The organism is Brachymonas sp. KE5, assembly GCF_057773645.1.
Map to the genome: position 1 here is coordinate 1,988,129 of NZ_CM173463.1, position 19,176 is coordinate 2,007,304.

The 19,176-nt window shown below is 64.4% G+C and carries 21 protein-coding genes; 15 read left to right on the top strand and 6 right to left on the bottom strand.

Going from position 1 to position 19,176, the window contains the following annotated elements; genetic code table 11:
- Positions 1 to 82: 82 nt before the first annotated feature.
- From ACX36O_RS09535 to ACX36O_RS09560, 6 genes are all read left to right on the top strand, one after another.
- A complete protein-coding gene (locus tag ACX36O_RS09535; RefSeq protein WP_213361250.1) occupies positions 83 to 640 on the top strand; it encodes a sigma-70 family RNA polymerase sigma factor in 558 nt (185 codons plus the stop codon).
- A gap of 13 nt (positions 641 to 653) precedes the next feature.
- Positions 654 to 1,136 (top strand): anti-sigma factor family protein, encoded by a 483-nt coding sequence (locus tag ACX36O_RS09540; RefSeq protein ID WP_213361251.1) that lies wholly within the window; start codon positions 654 to 656, stop codon positions 1,134 to 1,136.
- On the top strand, positions 1,133 to 1,588 hold the full coding sequence (locus ACX36O_RS09545) for a periplasmic heavy metal sensor (RefSeq protein WP_213361252.1): 456 nt from the start codon (positions 1,133 to 1,135) through the stop codon (positions 1,586 to 1,588). The genes ACX36O_RS09540 and ACX36O_RS09545 overlap by 4 nt, the downstream gene beginning before the upstream one ends.
- 96 nt (positions 1,589 to 1,684) lie before the next feature.
- A complete protein-coding gene (locus ACX36O_RS09550) occupies positions 1,685 to 2,308 on the top strand; it encodes a DUF6448 family protein (protein WP_213361253.1) in 624 nt (207 codons plus the stop codon).
- A 3-nt stretch (positions 2,309 to 2,311) separates the two neighbouring features.
- Entirely contained in the window at positions 2,312 to 2,779 is a 468-nt protein-coding gene (gene lepB / locus ACX36O_RS09555) for a signal peptidase I (RefSeq protein ID WP_213361254.1), read from the top strand.
- Positions 2,780 to 2,997: 218 nt separating this feature from the next.
- Positions 2,998 to 3,483, top strand: a complete 486-nt coding sequence (locus ACX36O_RS09560) for a hypothetical protein (RefSeq protein ID WP_488359696.1) — start codon at positions 2,998 to 3,000, stop codon at positions 3,481 to 3,483.
- Positions 3,484 to 3,631: 148 nt separating this feature from the next.
- On the opposite strand, the gene ACX36O_RS09565 is transcribed toward ACX36O_RS09560, so the two are convergent.
- Positions 3,632 to 4,741 (bottom strand): S-(hydroxymethyl)glutathione dehydrogenase/class III alcohol dehydrogenase, encoded by a 1,110-nt coding sequence (locus ACX36O_RS09565; protein WP_213361256.1) that lies wholly within the window; start codon positions 4,739 to 4,741, stop codon positions 3,632 to 3,634.
- A gap of 605 nt (positions 4,742 to 5,346) precedes the next feature.
- Between ACX36O_RS09565 and asd the strand changes: the two genes are divergently transcribed.
- From asd to accD, 7 genes are all read left to right on the top strand, one after another.
- Positions 5,347 to 6,483 carry an aspartate-semialdehyde dehydrogenase gene (asd, locus tag ACX36O_RS09570; protein WP_091813707.1) on the top strand — a complete coding sequence of 379 codons (1,137 nt, stop codon included), beginning with the start codon at positions 5,347 to 5,349 and terminating at the stop codon, positions 6,481 to 6,483.
- 287 nt (positions 6,484 to 6,770) lie between these two features.
- Complete coding sequence (locus ACX36O_RS09575) at positions 6,771 to 8,003, top strand: FimV/HubP family polar landmark protein (protein WP_371686527.1); 1,233 nt, start codon at positions 6,771 to 6,773, stop codon at positions 8,001 to 8,003.
- 17 nt (positions 8,004 to 8,020) lie between these two features.
- Complete coding sequence (gene truA / locus ACX36O_RS09580; RefSeq protein ID WP_213361259.1) at positions 8,021 to 8,809, top strand: tRNA pseudouridine(38-40) synthase TruA; 789 nt, start codon at positions 8,021 to 8,023, stop codon at positions 8,807 to 8,809.
- A 99-nt stretch (positions 8,810 to 8,908) separates the two neighbouring features.
- Positions 8,909 to 9,583, top strand: a complete 675-nt coding sequence (locus tag ACX36O_RS09585) for a phosphoribosylanthranilate isomerase (protein ID WP_213361260.1) — start codon at positions 8,909 to 8,911, stop codon at positions 9,581 to 9,583.
- Between the two features lie 12 nt (positions 9,584 to 9,595).
- Positions 9,596 to 10,870: a tryptophan synthase subunit beta gene (trpB, locus tag ACX36O_RS09590; protein WP_488359697.1), complete on the top strand. Its 1,275-nt coding sequence runs from the start codon at positions 9,596 to 9,598 to the stop codon at positions 10,868 to 10,870.
- Entirely contained in the window at positions 10,867 to 11,676 is an 810-nt protein-coding gene (gene trpA / locus ACX36O_RS09595; RefSeq protein ID WP_371698493.1) for a tryptophan synthase subunit alpha, read from the top strand. The genes trpB and trpA overlap by 4 nt, the downstream gene beginning before the upstream one ends.
- Positions 11,677 to 11,705: 29 nt before the next feature.
- Entirely contained in the window at positions 11,706 to 12,593 is an 888-nt protein-coding gene (gene accD / locus ACX36O_RS09600) for an acetyl-CoA carboxylase, carboxyltransferase subunit beta (RefSeq protein WP_213361263.1), read from the top strand.
- A 40-nt stretch (positions 12,594 to 12,633) separates the two neighbouring features.
- Here the strand turns inward: accD and ACX36O_RS09605 are convergent, their stop codons facing one another.
- The 4 genes from ACX36O_RS09605 to ACX36O_RS09620 form a co-directional block, all read right to left on the bottom strand.
- On the bottom strand, positions 12,634 to 13,143 hold the full coding sequence (locus ACX36O_RS09605) for a GNAT family N-acetyltransferase (RefSeq protein ID WP_349772150.1): 510 nt from the start codon (positions 13,141 to 13,143) through the stop codon (positions 12,634 to 12,636).
- Positions 13,140 to 13,412: a type II toxin-antitoxin system TacA family antitoxin gene (locus tag ACX36O_RS09610; RefSeq protein WP_213361265.1), complete on the bottom strand. Its 273-nt coding sequence runs from the start codon at positions 13,410 to 13,412 to the stop codon at positions 13,140 to 13,142. Before ACX36O_RS09610 ends, ACX36O_RS09605 begins: the two co-directional genes overlap by 4 nt.
- Before the next feature lie 78 nt (positions 13,413 to 13,490).
- On the bottom strand, positions 13,491 to 14,009 hold the full coding sequence (locus ACX36O_RS09615) for a GNAT family N-acetyltransferase (protein ID WP_213361267.1): 519 nt from the start codon (positions 14,007 to 14,009) through the stop codon (positions 13,491 to 13,493).
- A gap of 149 nt (positions 14,010 to 14,158) precedes the next feature.
- Positions 14,159 to 15,856: a vWA domain-containing protein gene (locus ACX36O_RS09620; protein ID WP_488359698.1), complete on the bottom strand. Its 1,698-nt coding sequence runs from the start codon at positions 15,854 to 15,856 to the stop codon at positions 14,159 to 14,161.
- A 254-nt stretch (positions 15,857 to 16,110) separates the two neighbouring features.
- On the opposite strand from ACX36O_RS09620, the gene lysS reads away from it, so the two are divergent.
- Together lysS and ACX36O_RS09630 are read left to right on the top strand one after the other, a co-directional pair.
- Positions 16,111 to 17,676 carry a lysine--tRNA ligase gene (gene lysS, locus ACX36O_RS09625; protein WP_213361269.1) on the top strand — a complete coding sequence of 522 codons (1,566 nt, stop codon included), beginning with the start codon at positions 16,111 to 16,113 and terminating at the stop codon, positions 17,674 to 17,676.
- A 209-nt stretch (positions 17,677 to 17,885) separates the two neighbouring features.
- The gene (locus ACX36O_RS09630) at positions 17,886 to 18,662 is read left to right on the top strand and encodes a ferredoxin--NADP reductase (RefSeq protein ID WP_213361270.1); all 777 of its coding nucleotides are present in this window, start codon (positions 17,886 to 17,888) and stop codon (positions 18,660 to 18,662) included.
- Positions 18,663 to 18,797: 135 nt separating this feature from the next.
- Here ACX36O_RS09630 and ACX36O_RS09635 read toward each other — a convergent pair whose 3' ends face one another.
- The gene (locus tag ACX36O_RS09635; RefSeq protein ID WP_213361271.1) at positions 18,798 to 19,151 is read right to left on the bottom strand and encodes a hypothetical protein; all 354 of its coding nucleotides are present in this window, start codon (positions 19,149 to 19,151) and stop codon (positions 18,798 to 18,800) included.
- Positions 19,152 to 19,176 lie beyond the last annotated feature (25 nt).

Sequence of the window (19,176 nt, forward strand, 5' to 3'; positions counted from 1 at the left end):
TGGTGCATGCCGGGTCGGTCATGATTCTTGTGCGCGCGTGGAACTTTTCCGCGCGCCATTCGTTGAATCCGTTGCCACGATCATGCGAATCACCACCAGCCAGCTTTCCGACGATGACTGCATTGCACGCGCCCAGCGCGGCGATGCGTCGGCGTTTGCCGAACTGGTGCGGCGTTTCCAGGATCGCGTATTCCGCTTTCTGCTGCGCCTGACCCGTACACGCGAGGACGCACAGGATCTGACCCAGGAGACCTTCATGCACGCCTACGAAGCGCTCCCCAAATGGCGCCCCGACGCCCTGTTCAGCACCTGGCTGCTGCGCATTGCGCGCAATCTGGCCTACGACATGCTCCGGCGCAGCCAGCGGGTCGATTTCGTCACGCTGGAGCCGGAACAGGAAGCCCGGCTGGTCGACACGGCCCCCACGCCCGAGGCCTCGCTGCACGACGTGCAGCAACTGCGCATGCTCGACGCCGCGCTGTCGCGCCTGCCTACGGACCAGCGCGAAGTCCTGCTGCTGCGCGAGATCGAACAACTGTCCTACGACGAGATCGCCCAGGTCCTGGAAGTGCCCCTGGGCACCATCAAGTCCCGCATTGCCCGTGCACGCCTTGCCCTGGCCGAAATCATGTCCCATTGAACGAGAGCCTGCCATGAACTGCCCTCCCACCGATGACCTGTCCGCCTATCTGGACAATGCCCTGCCCGCCGCAGAACACGAGCAGGTCGCCCAGCACCTGCTGCACTGCCCGCTATGCCAGCGCCAGTTGCAGGTCTTTACGGGCCTGCAGCACGCCCTGCATGCGCTGCCAACGCCGCCCCTGGGCTTCGACCTGGCCGCCAACCTGCAGGACCGCCTGCATGCCCATCCCAATACCAGGGCGCCTTCCAGCCGCCCAGGGCACTCTCGCCCCGGCCTGCTGTCCGGCTGGTTCGGCTGGCTAGGGGGTGCACCGGGCGGCGTGGCGGCGGGCATTGCCCTTGCGGCCGGCCTCTGGCTGGGTGGCGGCCTGCTGCCCGCGGCAACCGTGGGCAATGCCGCCGACATGGGCGGCGTACGCGTCTTCGATCCGGTGCCACCGGGCGGATTATGCGCTGCCCCCGAACTCTGCCGCATGACGAGGACCCTGCCATGAAAACCGAGCGCAAACCCCTCCACTGGCTGCTGGCCGCTTCCCTGGCACTGAACCTCGGCGTGCTGGGCGCCGTGGCCTGGCAGCAATGGCGCCCGCAGGCCGCTGCGCAGCACCTGACCGACATGCTGGAACTGGATGCCGCGCAACGCCAGCAATGGCAGGCGCTGGAGCGCCCCTTCCTGCAGGACCTCAATGGCAACTGGGAGCAGATCCGCCAGCATCGCGAGGCACTGGTAAAGGCGATTTTCTCGGCCACGCCGGACCTTTCCGCCATCGCCCGCGAACAGGCGCGCATCGCCGAGTTGCAGAACGCGCAGCAGCAACGCGTCATTACCCAGTTGATGGCCGAGCGCGAATTGCTCAACGACACGCAGCGCGCCAGACTGCTGGCCCTGCTGCTCAGCCGCTACTCCGCCGAACCGACGCAGGAAGAGCAGTTGCACGGCAAATGACGGGGATGGCCACGGCCAGGGAACTTTTTGCGCTCCCATTCGTTTGAATGAACAAGCCGGATATCACGGTGATTTTCATTCAGCAAGGAGAACATCATGCTTACCACTTCCCTTATCCTGTCGGCCATCGCCCTGTTTGCCCTGATCGCCCTCACCCCGCGTCGGGCCAGCGCGCACTGCGACACCGAAGACGGACCCGCAGTGGTCGATGGTTACAAGGCACTGCAGACCGGCAACATCAACTACGCCCTCAAATGGATCTTCGCCGACGGTGAAGCCGAACTGCGGCCCATATTCGAGCGTGCCATCCGCGTGCGTGCGTTGGGCGGCGAAGCAGCCGAGCTGGCCGACCGCCACTTCCTGGAAAACCTGGTGCGCATCCATCGCGCCGGAGAAGGCGCCGGTTATGACGGCATCAAGCCTTCCGGCACCGCGCTCGACCCAAAGGTGGTGGCCGCCGATGCCGCCATGCTCGATGGCAATCTGCAGCCGCTGCTGAAACTGACGCCAGCCGAGCAGCATGCCGAACTGCAGGCACGCTTCGAGCGCGCCCGTGCCAGCCTGGGTTTCGATGTCAACGATGTCGCCGCCGCCCGTGCGCACGTGGAAGACTATGTGTCGTTCTTCAAGTACGCCGAAGGCCACGATCATGGACACGGACACGGCGGTGGTTGCGGCCATGGGCACGACCACGGCCATCATCAGCCTCACGCCCACTGAGCCATGAGCAGCCTCTGGCTCTGGCTGGCAGCCCTGGCGACCGCGGCCCTCGCGGCGCTGGGCTTCCGGCGCTACCTCGGCCTGGTGATCCGCGTGCATTCCCGATCGATGCTGCCCACGCTGCGTGCAGGGCAGCTTCTTTTTGCGCGCCCTCTGCGCGATACCGCCCAACTCCGCCATGGAGACATCGTGGTGCTGCACTCGGCGGAGCTGCGCGAACGCATCATCAAACGCCTGATCGGGCTACCCGGTGACACACTGGTGATGGATACTCAGGGCCTGCAACGCAATGGCGAGCAGGTCATTGAATCCTATGTCGCACACCCCGGGGGACGGGCCGGCCATTGGCAAGTGCCTCCTGGGCACTACTTCGTGCTGGGCGACAACCGCGTCGCCTCCAGCGACAGCCGCAGCTGGCAAGCTCCGTATGTGCAGCCCGATGCCATCGTTGGCGTTGCAAGAGGCAAGTGACACCCCCTGGATCGGTGGACAGAACGAGCACCCCACCCTCAATCCCGACTCCGCCTCGGAGAGCCGAGGACAGTCCGGCACACCAGCGCCTGCAACGAAGGGCGCTTTTTTCAAAAAAAATGTGCAACCCGTGGAACTTTCCCCGTTCCCCACTCGTTAGTACATGCAAGCCGACTGATTCGGCCCTTTTCAATCCGAACCATTCAAGGAGAATCCTCATGCAACGCCGTACCATGCCCCTCATCCTCGCCCTCGTCCTGTCCACGCCGCTGGCGGCCTTTGCGGCCGACAACGCCCACAACCACGGCGCCGCCAGCGAAACCCACACCATCCAGCTGAACAACGGCAAGAAGTGGGCCATCGACGCGCCGCTGCGCAAGGGCATGGAATCCATCCAGGCATCCACCAACAAGACGCTGCACCGCATCCACGCAGGCAAGGCCACCTCGAGCGACTACGCCGCCTTCAACAAGCAGGTGAATGAGGATGTCGCCTATATCGTCAAGAACTGCAAACTCGATCCCAAGGCCGACGCAGAACTCCACGGCCTGATCGGCCAGATGATGAATGGCGCCGAAACAGCCCAAGGCAAGCAGGGCGATGCCAAGCGCGCCGATGGCGTGGTGAACGTGGCCAAGGCCCTGAACACCTACGGCGACTATTTCGACCATAAGGGCTGGAAGAAGATCGACCTGAGCCACTGAGCCTCAGCCGGGCGCAGCACGGCGCCCTGGCCCTCCGGGACGATACACTCCCGCGACGGGAAAGACCGTGCAGCACAGAGCAAGAGGATGGTCGCAAAGACACCATCCTCTTTGTCATTTCGGGCGTGGCGCGCCCGAAACCGCCCGCTCAATAATGCACCACGCTGCGGATCGACTTGCCCTCATGCATCAGGTCGAAGGCCTCGTTGATGTCGGTCAGCGGCATGGTGTGGGTGACGAAAGGCTCCAGCTGGATCCTGCCGGCCATGGCATCTTCCACCATGCCCGGCAGCTCGCTGCGGCCCTTCACGCCGCCGAAGGCCGTGCCCAGCCACTTGCGGCCGGTCACCAGCTGGAACGGGCGGGTGGAAATTTCCTGCCCAGCCCCGGCCACGCCGATGATGACGGACTGCCCCCAGCCGCGGTGCGCACATTCCAGCGCAGCACGCATCACGTTCACGTTGCCGATGCACTCGAAGCTGTGGTCCACCCCCCAGCCGGTCATCTCGACAATCACCTGCTGGATCGGCTTGTCGTGGTCCTTGGGGTTGACGCAATCGGTCGCACCGAAGGTGCGCGCCAGATCGAACTTGCCGGGATTGGTGTCGATGGCGATGATGCGCCCCGCCTTGGCCAGCTTGGCGCCCTGGATCACTGCCAGACCGATGCCACCCAGGCCGAAAACGGCCACGGTATCGCCTTCCTGCACCTTGGCAGTGTTCTTCACCGCACCCAGCCCGGTCGTCACGCCGCAGCCCAGCAGGCAGATCTGCTCCGGGTTGGCATCCGGATTGACCTTGGCCAGCGATACCTCCGCCACCACGGTGTACTCGCTGAAGGTGGAGCAGCCCATGTAGTGGTAGATCGGCTCGCCGTTATAGCTGAAGCGCGTGGTGCCGTCCGGCATCAGGCCCTTGCCCTGGGTGGCGCGCACGGCCACGCACAGGTTGGTCTTGCCGCTCTTGCAGAACAGGCACTCGCCACACTCGGCGGTGTAGAGCGGAATCACATGGTCGCCCGGCTTCACGCTGGTAACGCCCTCGCCCACTTCCACCACCACGCCGGCGCCCTCATGGCCCAGCACGGCGGGGAATACGCCCTCGGGATCGTCCCCGCTCAGCGTGAAGGCATCGGTGTGGCAGACGCCGGTATGGGTGATGCGGACCAGCACCTCGCCCTTCTGCGGCGGGGCCACGTCGATCTCGACGATTTCCAGCGGTTTTCCGGGGGCGAATGCGACGGCGGCACGGGATTTCATGGCGGTTTTCTCCTAGGGAATGGTCGTTCCGGAAGCGCGAGTCCAGGCGCTCCATGCCGAGAGCATACCCGGTCTGCACAGGCTGCACTCCGTCGCCAACGCATCACGCCCGCAGTCCGCCCATATCCTTCCCGATCGCGCAGTTGGTCACGTTTCGGCAGCCTACCGCGCCATCGCAACGGACTGATTGCCCGACGCCTGCGCTGCACCTCCGCAACGCCACCTCCGGGTGGCGTTTTTTGCGTCTACGCCACGCATTGCGCCCGCAAATTCGGCTTTTTCGGCAGGCCTTTCCAATTAGCACAACCGTGCATCGGGGTTGCTCCCTATAATCGTTTGCATGTCTAGCAATGTTGCCTTCTGCCCCCAGTGCGCGCCTTCCGGCGTCCGGGCTGCGGCATTGCCTGCTCCCATCACCAAAACGACAACCATCAAGGGCTGACTGCTCGGGTTCGTCGTGCGCCAAATCCGGCCGGACGAGCCGGCTGCAAACCTCCCCTGAAAACCTGCGTTGCCGTTCGGTGGCCCTGCTTTGGCACGGACACGGTGGCGATGGTGTGTCCGGATGTCTGGTTCATTTTTGAAAATCGCGAAAGGTGTGCACGATGAAAGTTGGAAACGTAGTAGGTCTGGTGGGCTGGCGCGGCATGGTCGGCTCCGTGCTGATGGACCGCATGCAGGCAGAGAATGACTTTGCCCTGATCGAGCCGGTGTTCTTCTCCACCTCCAACGCCGGCGGCGCTGCCCCGGCCATGGCCAAGAACGAGAAAACCCTGAAGGACGCGCACGACATCGAAGCACTGAAGAAGTGCGACATCATCCTGACCTGCCAGGGTGGCGACTACACCAACGAGGTGTTCCCCAAGCTGCGCGCCGCCGGCTGGAACGGCCACTGGATCGACGCTGCCTCCGCCCTGCGCATGGAGAAGGACGCCGTCATCGTGCTGGATCCCGTCAACATGCCGGTGATCAAGAACGCCATGGCCAACGGCGGCAAGAACTGGGTGGGCGGCAACTGCACCGTGAGCTGCATGCTGATGGGCGTGGGTGCACTGTACAAGGCCGGTCTGGTCGAGTGGATGAGCACCCAGACCTACCAGGCCGCTTCCGGCGGCGGTGCCCAGCACATGCGCGAACTGCTGACGCAGTACGGCACGCTGAACGCCGAAGTCAAGGCCCTGCTGGATGATCCCAAGAGCGCCATCCTCGAGATCGACCGCATGGTCGTGGCCAAGCAGCGCGCCCTGACCGCTGCCGAAACCGCCAACTTCGGCGTGCCGCTGGGTGGCAGCCTGATTCCGTGGATCGACAAGGATCTGGGCAACGGCCAGTCGCGCGAGGAATGGAAAGGCATGGCTGAAACCAACAAGATCCTGGGCCTGGGCGCCGACTTCGGCTCCAGCGAGATCCCGGTGGACGGCTACTGCGTGCGCGTGGGCGCCATGCGCTGCCACAGCCAGGCGCTGACCTTCAAGCTGAAGAAGGATGTGCCCGTGGCCGACATCGAAGCCATGATCGCCGCCGACAACGACTGGGTGAAAGTGGTGCCCAACACGCGTGAAGCCACCGTGCAGGACCTGACACCCGTCGCCGTGACCGGCACCATGACCATCCCGGTCGGCCGTATCCGCAAGCTGGCCATGGGCCCCGAATACGTCGGCGCGTTCACCATCGGCGACCAGCTGCTGTGGGGCGCTGCCGAGCCGCTGCGCCGCATGCTGCGCATCCTGCTGGAGGCGTAAGCACCATTGCCGCTGCCTGGCGGCAGTACCGCGTCATGGGCGCAACGTCTTCGGGCGCTGCGCCTTTTTGTTGCGCGGCCAGGAACGGACCGCATGTAACCCCCCTTTTCCGGCCATTGTGAGCCACCCCAGGCAGTTAGACTATCGCCATGAATATCTGCCGCCCTGCTTTCCCGCTTGATCGTCCTGCACATGCGCTCGCTGCCGCGGCCCTCCTTGTCTGCATTGCACTCCCCGCAACGGCGCAACAGGCGACTGCTCCTGTATCGGACCCGGCTGCAATCGTGGTGCAAACCAAGCCCGGTGCCATGGTCAGCCGCATTGCTTCCGCGCATCGTCCGGCAGGCGCTTCCATCGACCAGATGCTGCTGGCCATCCTGCAGGCCAACCCCGATGCCTTCATGGCCGGAAATATCAACCTGCTGAAGAAGGGGGCAGCACTGACCATGCCCGCCGCAGCCGAGGTTCTGGCCACCCCTGCTGCCGATGCACGTCGCCAGATCCAGCAGCAGAATGCGGATTTCGAAAAGCACGGCTATCGGCTGGTACAGATGGCAGCAGCCTCAGCCGCGTCCTCTGGGGCAAGCTCTGCAGCCAGTCCTGACGCATCTGCCACCGCACCTGCACTGATGGCAGGTGCCGCCAGTGACCCGCAGGCTTCGGCAGATGCCGTCGCATCGCCTCAGGCAGTGACGGCTGCGACCGCCAACACTGCTTCGGCCGCTTCCCAGGCAGCCGACGCGGCACCCCCGGCGGTCGCCGAGCCCATTACAGCAGCCAACGCGACTGACGGGGCTTCTGCTCCTGCACTGTCCGCATCCGATGTAGCCAGCGCCACTGCCGCTGCGGCTGCCGTCAGCGCCCCCGCAGAATCCGCCAGCGCACCTGGCGCCGCAGCTCCTGTTCCGGCTACCGACAGCGGCATCAACCCGCTAACGTGGCTGGCTGCCGGTGCTGCCGTGCTGCTTGCCAGCGTGGCCTGGCTGATGCTGCGCATCCGCCGCATGCGGGAAGAAGAGCGCCTTGCTGCCGAGGCTGCCGCGGCCCAGCCCCGCGCTGCTGCCGAAGCCCTTTCCCGCGTCTGGAACGTGGATCACCAGACCGCTGAATCGTCCTCCACGGCCCAAGCTCCTGCTGCCACAGAGACACCCGGCACTGCGGACGCGCTCACCGCTGCGCCAGCAAGCGCAGCCACCCAACCCGAAGCCTCTACGGCCGAAATCGACGGCCTCACGCTCGACCTGAGCGCACTGGAAGAGGCAAGCACAAACGCTCCCGCCATCCAGCCCCGCACCTTCGACTTCAGCAGCATCGACCTCGAACTGGAAGACGAGTCAGACACCACGACGAGCCCCGAAGCACTGCTGGCCCGTCTGGAACTCGCCCGCGAATTCCTGGCCATCTCCGATTTCGACGGTGCCCGTACGCTGGCAGAAGAAGTCGCGGACAAGGCCGACGAGGAACTGGAAGCGCAAGCCCGACAGCTACTCGACGCAATCGACGCCGCGGAAAAACAGTGAACGCAGACAAGCCCCGCATGCGCATCGCCCTTGGCGTCAGTTATCTCGGCACCGCCTACAACGGCTGGCAAAGCCAGCCCGATGGCCAGACCGTGCAGGACAAACTCGAACTGGCTCTGCAACGTTTCACTGACGGCCCGTCCGTCAACACCCTGTGCGCCGGCCGCACGGATGCCGGCGTGCACGGCCTGATGCAGGTGGTGCACTTCGACACCGACATCCGGCGCGATACCAATTCCTGGGTACGCGGCACCAACACCTATCTGCCGCCCGACATCGCCGTGCAATGGGCGGCCGAGGTGCCGGACAGCTTCCATGCGCGCGCGGCAGCCATCGCGCGCCGCTACGTCTATGTGCTGATGGAATCGCCCGTGCGCCCCAGCCTGGAGGCCAACCGCGTCGGCTGGGTGTTTCGCCCGCTCGACCAGACCGCCATGCAGGATGCAGCCGGGCGCATGCTCGGAGAGCATGATTTTTCCAGCTTCCGCGCCGCCGCCTGCCAGGCGCTCAGCCCGGTCAAGACGGTGCAGCGCATTGCCATCAGCCGTCGCGGCGCCTACTGGCGCTTCGAATTCCAGGCCAACGCCTTTCTGCACCACATGATCCGCAACATCATGGGTTGCCTGATCGCGGTGGGCCACGGGCACAAGCCGCCGCAATGGATCGACGAGGTACTGGCCGCGCGCAGCCGCGATGCCGCCGCGCCCACCTTTGCACCGGGCGGACTGTACTTTGCCGGGCCTGTCTATGAAGCGCACTGGGGATTGCCGGAGCGCACGGCCAGTTTTGACTGGCTGCCAGGCTGAGCGCCCAGGCATTTGCCACCGTTCACGGGCTTCGCCAGCGCCCAGATGCTTTTTCAGGGTCGGCGCATGATCCGGCCCGCCGTCCTTGACAATAGCGCCATGCAACATCCCCGCACCCGCATCAAAATCTGCGGTTTCACCCGCGAACAGGACATCGACGACGCCGTGGAAGCCGGCATCGACGCCGCCGGCTTCGTGCTCTACGCCCCCAGCCCGCGTGCCGTCACGCCGCAGCGCGCCGCCGAGCTGGCGCGCCGCCTGCCGCCCTTCGTCACGCCCGTGCTGCTGTTCGTCAATGCGGACGACGCGCTGCTGGCGGAAGCTGCCGAGGCCGTGCCCCAGGCGCTCTGGCAATTCCACGGTGACGAAACGCCCGAGCGCTGCGACGCTGTAACAGGAAACGGCCGCCGCCCCTACCTGCGTGCCGCCCGTATTCCGCTGGGGGATGACGCCCCGCGCTTCGACTTGCTAGAATTCAGCCATCTGTATTCAAACGCCCAGGCCATCCTGCTCGACGCCCATGTCGACGGTTATGGCGGTGGCGGCAAGGCATTCAATTGGTCACAGCTTCCAACAAACGTCGACGCTCGCCTCGTTTTGAGTGGTGGGTTGACGCCTGCAAATGCGGGCGATGGCGTGCGCCTGTTGCGCAAGCGCTGTAAATCGCTGTCGGTGGATGTCAGTTCCGGCGTAGAGTCGGCCAAGGGCATCAAGGACGCCGGCAAGATCCGTGCCTTCATCGCCGCCGTGCGCGCGGCCGACAGCACGCCCTGATCGAGAATTCCCATGTCTGCATATTCCCAACCCGATGCCAACGGGCACTTTGGCAAATACGGCGGTGCGTTCATCTCCGAAACGCTGACGCACGCCATCGACGAACTCAAGCAGGCTTACGCCCGCTATCAGCACGACCCCGACTTCATTGCCGAGTTCAAGCACGAACTGGCGCATTTCGTCGGCCGTCCCTCCCCCATCTATCACGCCGCGCGCATGAGCCGCGAAATGGGCGGCGCGCAGATCTACCTCAAGCGCGAAGACCTGAACCACACCGGCGCGCACAAGATCAACAACACCATCGGCCAGGCGCTGCTGGCCAAGCGCATGGGCAAGCCGCGCGTGATTGCCGAGACCGGCGCCGGCCAGCATGGCGTGGCTACGGCCACCATCTGCGCGCGCTACGGCCTGGAGTGCGTGGTGTACATGGGCGCGGAAGACGTCAAGCGCCAGTCGCCCAACGTGTACCGCATGCACCTGCTGGGCGCCAAGGTAGTGCCCGTCGAATCCGGCAGCCGCACGCTCAAGGACGCGCTGAACGAGGCCATGCGCGACTGGGTCACCAATGTCGACAACACCTTCTACATCATCGGCACCGTGGCGGGCCCGCACCCCTACCCCATGATGGTGCGCGATTTCCAGAGCATCATCGGCGAGGAATGCCTAACGCAGATGCCCGAGCAGAATGCCGGCCGCCAGCCCGATGCCGTCATCGCCTGCGTGGGCGGCGGCAGCAATTCCATGGGCATCTTCTACCCCTACATCGAGCACGAAAATACGCGCCTGATCGGCGTGGAAGCCGCTGGCGAAGGTCTGGATACCGACAAGCACGCTGCCAGCCTGCAAATGGGCGCCCCGGGCGTGCTGCACGGCAACCGCACCTACATCCTGCAGGATGCGAACGGCCAGATCACCGAAACGCACAGCATCAGCGCCGGCCTGGACTATCCCGGCGTCGGCCCCGAGCACGCCTGGCTGCGCGACACCGGCCGTGCCGAGTATGTCGGCATCACCGACAAGGAAGCGCTCGAGGCCTTCCACTACCTGTGCCGCACCGAGGGCATCATCCCCGCGCTGGAATCCAGCCATGCCGTGGCCCACGCCATGAAGCTGGCCAGGACCATGTCGCCCGATCAATCCATCCTGGTCTGCCTGTCCGGCCGTGGCGACAAGGATATCGGCACCGTGGCCGACCTGTCCGGCGTCGATTTCTACGATCGCCCGTCCATGCGCGGCCATGTCGTCAAGGGTGGCGCCGGCCAATCCGGTGAAGGAGTCCAGCAATGAGCCGCATCGCATCCACCATGGCTGCCCTGAAAGCCCAGGGCCGCACCGCCCTCATTCCCTACATGATGACGGGCTATCCCCACAAGGGCTGCACGCCCGAGCTCATGCACGCCATGGTCGGAGCCGGCGTGGACATCATCGAACTGGGCATTCCCTTTTCCGATCCCATGGCCGACGGCCCGGTGATCCAGCAGGCGGCCGAACAGGCGATTGCCCAGGGCAGCGGCCTGCCCGACGTGCTGGAGGCCGTGCGCAGTTTCCGCCAGAAGGACGACAAGACGCCCGTGGTGCTGATGGGCTACGCCAACCCGATCGAGTGTTACGAACTGCACCATGGCGCCGGCAGCTTCGCGCGCGATGCTGCCGCAGCCGGCGTGGACGGCCTGCTGGTGGTGGACTATCCGCCCGAGGAATGCACCGAGTTTGCCGCGCAGCTGCGTGAGCATGGCATGGACCTGATCTTCCTGCTGGCCCCCACTTCCACGCCGCAGCGCATGGAACAGGTGGCGCAATTGGCCAGCGGCTATGTCTATTACGTCTCGCTCAAGGGCGTGACCGGGTCCGGCGCGCTGGATACGGCCGCCGTGGCAGAAGCCATCCCGCGCATCCGCGAGCACGTGAAGATCCCGGTCGGAGTCGGTTTCGGCATCCGCGATGCCGAAAGCGCGCGCGCCATTGCCGAGCATGCCGACGCGGTCGTGATCGGCAGCCGCATCATCCAGCTCATCGCCAACGAGCAGGGAGAAGGCATCAACCGGGCGGCTGCCAGCTTTCTGCAAGGTATCCGTAGCGCATTGGACGCATAATTACGCCAACTGAAATACAACATCACACTATGAGCTGGTTGGAAAAACTGCTGCCTGCCAAGGCAACCAAGGCCGCAAACCACGGCAGCGAACGCCGTTCGAACATGCCCGAGGGCCTGTGGATCAAGTGCCCAAGCTGCGACACGGTCCTCTACAAGAACGATCTCGAACAGAACCAGAACGTCTGCCCCCAGTGCGGCCACCATCACCGCATGGGTGCGCGCGAGCGCCTCAATGCCTTCCTCGATGCCGAGGGCCGCTACGAACTGGGACAGGAAGTGCTGCCGGTAGACGCGCTCAAGTTCAAGGACAGCCGCAAGTACCCCGAGCGCCTGAAGGAGGCGCTGGAAGCCACCAATGAAACCGATGCGCTGATCGTCATGGGCGGCAGCGTGCAGAGCATCAACGTTGTCGTGGCCTGTTTCGAATTCGACTTCATGGGCGGCAGCATGGGCTCGGTGGTGGGCGAGCGCTTTGTTCGGGGCGTCGAGCACGCTATCGAGCAGAAGGTGCCCTTCATCTGCTTCACCGCCACCGGCGGCGCGCGCATGCAGGAAGGCCTGCTGTCGCTGATGCAGATGGCCAAGACCAACGCCGCCCTCACCCGCCTGGCGAAGAAAGGCCTGCCCTATATCAGCGTGCTGACCGACCCGACCATGGGCGGCGTGTCGGCCGGTTTTGCCTTCGTGGGCGATATCGTGATTGCCGAACCCAAGGCCCTGATCGGCTTTGCCGGCCCGCGCGTGATCGAGAACACCGTGCGCGTGAAACTGCCCGAGGGCTTCCAGCGCGCCGAGTTCCTGCTGCAGAAAGGCGCCGTCGACATGATCACCGACCGCCGCGAACTGCGCAGCACCATTGCCAAATCCCTGGCCATGCTGCAGCGCATGCCGGCGGACGCGGTCGAGGCGGCTTGAGTCAGCGCCGCCGTTCGACGACGGCGGTTTTATCCTGTAGTCAGCGTGTCATCGTGCCAAGCCCGGCAATGCTCAGGCGAAGCATCAAGGTCAGTGCATGCACCGGTGACGGCTGGAATCCATAATGCTCGTAAAAGGCGCGTGCCTTGTCGTGCAAGGCATGCACCAGCAAGGCGCGAACGCCCGCATTCTCGGCCACATTCAGGGAGCGCCGAACAGCATCCTGCAATAGCGCAGCCCCCAGCCCCCTGCCTCGCGCTTGCACATCGACCGCCAGACGGCCCAGCACCATCACCGGAACAGGATCCGGCATATTGCGACGCACCGCGCCAATGGCCTCCTTGTGCGACACCGCGCCGGCCGCAAGCGCGTAATAGCCGTATACCCGGCCTTGCGCATCCGCAACGACAAAAACACGGCTTGCACCCGCAACATGATTGGCCAGGGCCCGGCGTTTGAGCCAGTCGTCCAGTACTGCCTCCCCACTGTCGAATGCGGCGAGTTGATGCTGGACCGAAAGCGGCCGCGGGGCCAGCAATTCCACGCTCACGCCTCCGGCTCGACCCATGGCGCTTTGACCTGCATCAGCCGGACGAGGCCGGCATTGCTGGCAGGCTCGGCATCCAGCAATTCGGTAAAGCGCTGGAAACGGCTGGCATCCAGCGCGAAGTGCACCTGATCCAGCAGAACGGCTTGCGCGCGCTCACAAGCCACTTCGAGCATGAAGTCCGAGCGATTCTTGCCGAGCAGCATGGCCGCCTGATCGATCAGGTCACGCTGTTCAGGCAATGCACGCAGATTGATTGCAGCATCCCGCATGGCTTTCTCCTGGTGGCTATACAACGGATATACATCCTATCAAACGTATATCCGTTGTCAATACATACTCGAACACTGTTACAGCGTCAACTGCATCCACGCCAGATCCAGCCAGCGCCCGAACTTGATGCCCACCTCGGGCATCAGGCCGGTCTGCACAAAACCCAGCTGCCGGTGCAGCGCAATGGACGGCTGGTTGCCGGCCTCGATGGCCGCCACCATCACATGCTTGTCCAACGCGCGGGCGCGTTCGATCAGCACCTGCATCAACTGGCGCGCTACGCCCTGGCCGCGCGCCTGCGGATGCACGTAGACCGAGTGTTCCACGGTGTGCCTATAGCCATCGAAAGCCCGCCAGTCACCAAAGCTGGCATAGCCCAGTACATTCCCGCCTTCGTCCACCGCCACCAGCACCGGATAGCCCATCTGCTGGCGCGCCTGCAGCCAGCCCACCCGATTGGCTTCATCCACCTCAATTTCGTTCCAGATGGCCGTGGTATGCACCACAGCGTCGTTGTAGATGTCGCGGATGCCGGCGGCGTCCTCGACTCCTGCATCACGAATCACAACACTGGAGTGGGAAATGGGGTAAGGCATACGAAGCAAAATAAAAATTACGGTTTAGACGCACAAGGGGGCAGACTCGATCATGGCGTCATTGCCTTGCCCGCCAGGCTCGCCACAGCGACCATCCCGGGCCTGCAGGCGCAAGAACGTCCGAAGCCATTGCCCGGCAAGGTGTCACACTAGCGGCTGATCTGCAACGGCGGCCGCGCGCCCGGCTTGCTGCTCAGGCTGCGCGCCACGCCCGCCAGTTCGACGAACTCCTTGCGCAAGCCGAAGGGATCGGCCCCCAGCGCGCCCTGCGCCAGCGCGACGGTGTCGTTCCAGCCGAACTGGCCGGTATATTGCCCCCCGCGCAGCAACTGGCCATAGCTCGCCACCGCCGTGGCAAAGCGCATGTCGGTGCTGGCCTGCGCCAGGGCACGGGCACCCACCGGCACCGGTGTGCTCATCAGCACACTGGTGCTCTTGCCCAACGGCTTGTAGCGCAGCTGCACAAAGGCCAGTTCATTGCCATGCCCGGCTGGAGCCGCTTTCGGCTGATAGCGGCTGTCGCTCAGCCAGCCCGGTTTGCCCGCCGGGATGATCTCGTACAGCGCCGTCACGCCATGCCCGGCGCCGATATCGCCGGCATCCACCTGGTCATTGTTGAAGTCTTCCTTGCGCAGCAGACGGTTCTCATATCCCACCAGGCGGTACTGGCTCACCGTGGCGGGATTGAACTCTACCTGCACCTTCACGTCCTGCGCGACGGTGGCCAGCGTGGAGGTGAGCTGCTGGCGCAGCACCTTCTTCGCCTCCAGTTCGCTGTCGATATAGCTGTAGTTGCCGTCACCCGCGTCGGCCAGTTGTTCCATCAGGCGCTCGTTGTAGTTGCCGGTGCCGAAGCCCAACGTGGTGAGCGAGATGCCGGACTTGCGCTTTTCCGCCACCATGCCCTTGAGCGTGTTGAAGTCGGTGATGCCGACGTTGAAATCCCCGTCCGTCGCCAGCAGGATGCGGTTGATGCCGTTGCGCTGCCAGGCTTTCTGCGCCTCGCGGTAGGCCATCTGGATCGCCGCCTCGCCCGCCGTGGAGCCGCCAGCCTGCAGGGCGTTCACCACGGCCAGGATGGCCTCCTTGTTGCTGCCCGGCGTGGGCGGCAGCACCAGTTTTTCGCCGCTGGCATAGGTGACGATGGTCACGCGGTCCTGCGGGCGCAATTGCTCGGTCAGCAGGCGCAACGTTCTCTTCACCAGCGGCAGCTTGTCGGCCGCCTGCATGGAGCCGGACACATCCACCAGAAACACCAGGTTGGCCGGCGGCAGGCTGCCCAGGGTCTTGTCTGCGGCCTGGATGGCAATGCGCAACAGTTGCGCATCGGCCTTCCAGGGCGACTGTGCCACTTCCGTCGTCACGCCGAAGGGATGCGGGCTGCCGGCAGCCGGACGGGGATAGTCATAGGGAAAGTAGTTGATGAGCTCTTCCACCCGCACGGCATCCACCGGTGGTAGCCGGCCGTCATTGAGAAAGCGGCGCACGTTGGCGTAGCTGCCGGTGTCCACGTCGATGCTGAAGGTGGAAACCGGCTCCTTCGCCACCTCATGCACCGGGTTGGTGTTGATTTCGCCGTACTTCTCGGTATTGGCAGGCCGCAGGTCTTCGATACCGGCTGGCGATGGCGCATACAGGACCTGTCCTCCCACAGCCATGGGCATCGCCGTACGCACCGCGGCCTTGCCCGCGAGCGGCGCAACCGCCTCTGCCCGGGCCACGTCGGACGTCCGGCCTGCAGGCGGCGATCCGCAGGCCGCCAGCAACAGGGCCAGCACGGAGGCAGCAAGAGCCGGGGCGCTGCGCCGGATCGATGCGGAGTTGAAAAGGGCCGTGGTCTGCGTCATCAGTGGTCTCCAGTCTTTCGTGCTCTGGCGAACACTATCGGTTCGCCCTTGTGTGCATGGTACCGCGACTCCCGCGGGGCACAATCGCCCTCGGCGGCCAATCCCGGTTGGCACCAAACCCTTCGATTCGCCTCGCGCAGTCGGTCCGCCACAACATCCTGTACCCCCGCCACTGGCCGCAAGCACCCCGCACAGCCTAAAATAAGGGTTTTTGCCAGCCCAGAGGCAGGCCTTGCCTCGCCATCACACCGTCCATGTCCGAACAACAGAACCCCGCCCAGGCTCCCGCAGCCCCCGCCGTTGATGACAACCAGCTGATCGCCGAACGCCGCGAGAAGCTCAAGGCGCTGCGCGCCGCCCAGGCCGAAGGCAAGGGCGTGGCGTTCCCGAACGACTTCAAGCCGGCCAACCGCGCTGCGGACCTGCTCGCTGCCCACGAAGAAAAAACCAAGGAACAGCTGGACGAAGCCAACGCCGCCGGCGACAAAATCCCCGCCAGCATCGCCGGCCGCATGATGCTCAAGCGCGTCATGGGCAAGGCCAGCTTTGCCACGCTGCAGGACTCCACCGGCCGCTTCCAGATCTACATCACGCGCGACGACGTGGGCGAAGACGTGTACGGCGCCTTCAAGCACTGGGACCTGGGCGACATCGTCGCTGCCGAAGGCTATCTGTTCAAGACGCGCACTGGCGAACTGTCACTGCACGCGACCAAAATCCGCCTGCTGACCAAGAGCCTGCGCCCGTTGCCCGACAAGTTTCACGGCGTGGCCGACCAGGAAATCAAGTACCGCCAGCGCTATGTCGACCTGATCACCGACGAGTCCGCCCGCCAGCGCTTCACCGCACGCAGCAAGGCCATCAGCAGCATGCGCGAGTTCATGGTGCACCACGGCTTCCTGGAAGTGGAAACGCCCATGCTGCACCCGATTCCGGGCGGCGCCAACGCCAAGCCCTTCGTCACGCATCACAACGCGCTGGACCAGGAAATGTTCCTGCGCATCGCGCCCGAGCTGTATCTCAAGCGCCTGATCGTGGGCGGCTTCGAGCGCGTGTTCGAGATCAACCGCAGCTTCCGCAACGAGGGCATCAGCGTCCGCCACAACCCCGAGTTCACCATGATGGAGTTCTACGCAGCGTTCTGGCACTACCAGGACCTGATGGACTTCACCGAATCCCTGCTGCGCCATGTGGCCATGAAAGCGCTGGGTACGCTGCAGATCAGCTACCAGGGCCGTGCCATCGACCTGTCACAGCCCTTCCAGCGCATGACCATCCGCGAAGCCATCCACGCCCACACCGAGGCCGGCGCACACGTGGACGATCCGGCCTGGCTGATCAGCGCGCTCAAGCGTCTGGGCATGAGCGAGGAAGAACATCGCCTGAGCAGCCGCAGCCTGCCCAGCCTGCAGGTGATGTACTTCGAGGAAGCGGTGGAAGAGAAGCTGTGGCAGCCCACCTTCATCATGGAGCATCCGACCGAGATCAGCCCGCTGGCGCGCGCCAACGATGCCCGCCCGGAAGTGACCGAGCGCTTCGAGCTCTACATCACCGGCCGCGAGATGGCCAACGGCTTCTCCGAGCTGAACGACGCCGAGGACCAGGCCGCGCGCCTGCAGGCCCAGGTGGATGCCAAGGATGCCGGCGATGACGAGGCCATGTTCTTCGACCACGACTTCATCCGCGCGCTGGAATACGGCATGCCGCCCACCGGCGGCTGCGGCGTGGGCATCGACCGCTTCATGATGCTGCTGACCGACAGCCCGAGCATCCGCGACGTGATCCTGTTCCCGGCGCTGCGCCGCGAAGCCGGCCTGTAAGCACCTTATCCACTTTCGCCACATGACGTGAAAGGCTTCTCTGATCCGGATCAGGGTTATGAGTAAATAAGACACAAATCTTTGCCAAGCCTGTCACGTCAGGCGCACAATGTGGGTTTACCCCGATAGCCGCCACCTGCACGGCCCCTGTCGTCCTGTTTTTTCCTTGTGCAGCGCCCTTTCCAGCGCCGCCTTCCTGACCGAGCACCATGAGCGCCTTTCTCGAAGAAAAAGTTCTTTCCGTCCACCACTGGACCGACCGCCTGTTCAGCTTCACCACCACGCGTGACACCGCCCTGCGCTTCTCCAACGGGCATTTCACGATGATCGGCCTGCGCCAGGAAAACGGCAAGCCGCTGCTACGCGCCTACAGCATTGCCAGCCCCAACTACGAGGAGCACCTGGAATTCCTGAGCATCAAGGTGCCGGACGGCCCGCTGACCAGCCAGCTACAGCACCTGAAGGTGGGCGATACCGTCATCGTCGGCAAGAAGCCCACGGGCACCCTGCTGATCGACTATCTGACCCCGGCCAAAAACCTGTACCTGCTGGGCACCGGCACCGGCCTGGCGCCCTGGCTGTCCATCATCCGCGACCCGGAAACCTATGAGCGTTTCGAGAAAGTCATCCTGGTGCATGGCGTGCGCCACGTAGCCGAGCTGTGCTATCGCGACTATCTGACCAAGGAACTGCCCGAGCACGAATTCCTGGGCGAGATCGTGCGCGAGCAACTGATCTACTACCCCACCGTCACACGCGAACCCTTTGAGCGCCAGGGCCGCATCACCACCCTGATCGAAAGCGGCCAGATGGCGCGCGAACTCGGCCTGCCGGAGCTGAATCCCGAAACCGACCGCGTGATGATCTGCGGCAGCCCGACCGTGCTGCGCGACCTGAAGGAAATCTGCGAGAAGCGCGGCTTTGCGGAGGGCAATACCACTACCCCGGGCGACTATGTGATCGAGCGCGCTTTCGTGGAAAGCTGATAGCGCTACGGCCTGTATCTCGGATACGGGCTGCAGAAACGACGAGGGCGACAAGCACTGGCTTGCCGCCCTTTTCCGTTGTGGCCTGCGGATTCCGTTGGCGCATGCGGAACCAGTTCCGCCTCGCCTTCAACCTCAGGAACGGATTTCCTTGACGACCGCATCCTGCACATCGGAGGAGCGGCCAAAGCGGCGCCTGGCCGGCGCCTTGCGCGGTGCAGGTGCTTCTTCGGCGTTGGCATCGGCAGACGCCGATCCGAAACCACCGCCCTGCGGCATGGACGACCAGCCGAAATTGCCGCCACGGAAACGGTTGGCCATGTCGGAGTAGCTGCGATAGAGCAGCAGCGGATTGCGGCCGGTCAGCAGCATCCAGACGCCGCCGACGGCCACGGCGAAGGTGCCGGCGATCAGGATGCTGGTGGTGAAAACGGCTGCGGCGCCCCACATCAGGATGCGGGTGAGGACGCCAAAAAAGGAGTCAAGCATGCAGGTGTCTATTCAGGCCTTGCGG

Coding starts and splice junctions, on each gene's coding strand:
- trpB (WP_488359697.1), top strand. CDS start 9,596: ATGTCTGCATATTCCCAACCCGATGCCAACGGGCACTTTGGCAAATAC.
- trpA (WP_371698493.1), top strand. CDS start 10,867: ATGAGCCGCATCGCATCCACCATGGCTGCCCTGAAAGCCCAGGGCCGC.
- ACX36O_RS09550 (WP_213361253.1), top strand. CDS start 1,685: ATGCTTACCACTTCCCTTATCCTGTCGGCCATCGCCCTGTTTGCCCTG.
- ACX36O_RS09620 (WP_488359698.1), bottom strand. CDS start 15,856: ATGACGCAGACCACGGCCCTTTTCAACTCCGCATCGATCCGGCGCAGC.
- ACX36O_RS09585 (WP_213361260.1), top strand. CDS start 8,909: ATGCAACATCCCCGCACCCGCATCAAAATCTGCGGTTTCACCCGCGAA.
- ACX36O_RS09565 (WP_213361256.1), bottom strand. CDS start 4,741: ATGAAATCCCGTGCCGCCGTCGCATTCGCCCCCGGAAAACCGCTGGAA.
- asd (WP_091813707.1), top strand. CDS start 5,347: ATGAAAGTTGGAAACGTAGTAGGTCTGGTGGGCTGGCGCGGCATGGTC.
- truA (WP_213361259.1), top strand. CDS start 8,021: ATGCGCATCGCCCTTGGCGTCAGTTATCTCGGCACCGCCTACAACGGC.
- ACX36O_RS09540 (WP_213361251.1), top strand. CDS start 654: ATGAACTGCCCTCCCACCGATGACCTGTCCGCCTATCTGGACAATGCC.
- ACX36O_RS09560 (WP_488359696.1), top strand. CDS start 2,998: ATGCAACGCCGTACCATGCCCCTCATCCTCGCCCTCGTCCTGTCCACG.
- ACX36O_RS09535 (WP_213361250.1), top strand. CDS start 83: ATGCGAATCACCACCAGCCAGCTTTCCGACGATGACTGCATTGCACGC.
- accD (WP_213361263.1), top strand. CDS start 11,706: ATGAGCTGGTTGGAAAAACTGCTGCCTGCCAAGGCAACCAAGGCCGCA.
- ACX36O_RS09615 (WP_213361267.1), bottom strand. CDS start 14,009: ATGCCTTACCCCATTTCCCACTCCAGTGTTGTGATTCGTGATGCAGGA.
- ACX36O_RS09545 (WP_213361252.1), top strand. CDS start 1,133: ATGAAAACCGAGCGCAAACCCCTCCACTGGCTGCTGGCCGCTTCCCTG.
- lepB (WP_213361254.1), top strand. CDS start 2,312: ATGAGCAGCCTCTGGCTCTGGCTGGCAGCCCTGGCGACCGCGGCCCTC.
- ACX36O_RS09635 (WP_213361271.1), bottom strand. CDS start 19,151: ATGCTTGACTCCTTTTTTGGCGTCCTCACCCGCATCCTGATGTGGGGC.
- ACX36O_RS09630 (WP_213361270.1), top strand. CDS start 17,886: ATGAGCGCCTTTCTCGAAGAAAAAGTTCTTTCCGTCCACCACTGGACC.
- lysS (WP_213361269.1), top strand. CDS start 16,111: ATGTCCGAACAACAGAACCCCGCCCAGGCTCCCGCAGCCCCCGCCGTT.
- ACX36O_RS09610 (WP_213361265.1), bottom strand. CDS start 13,412: ATGCGGGATGCTGCAATCAATCTGCGTGCATTGCCTGAACAGCGTGAC.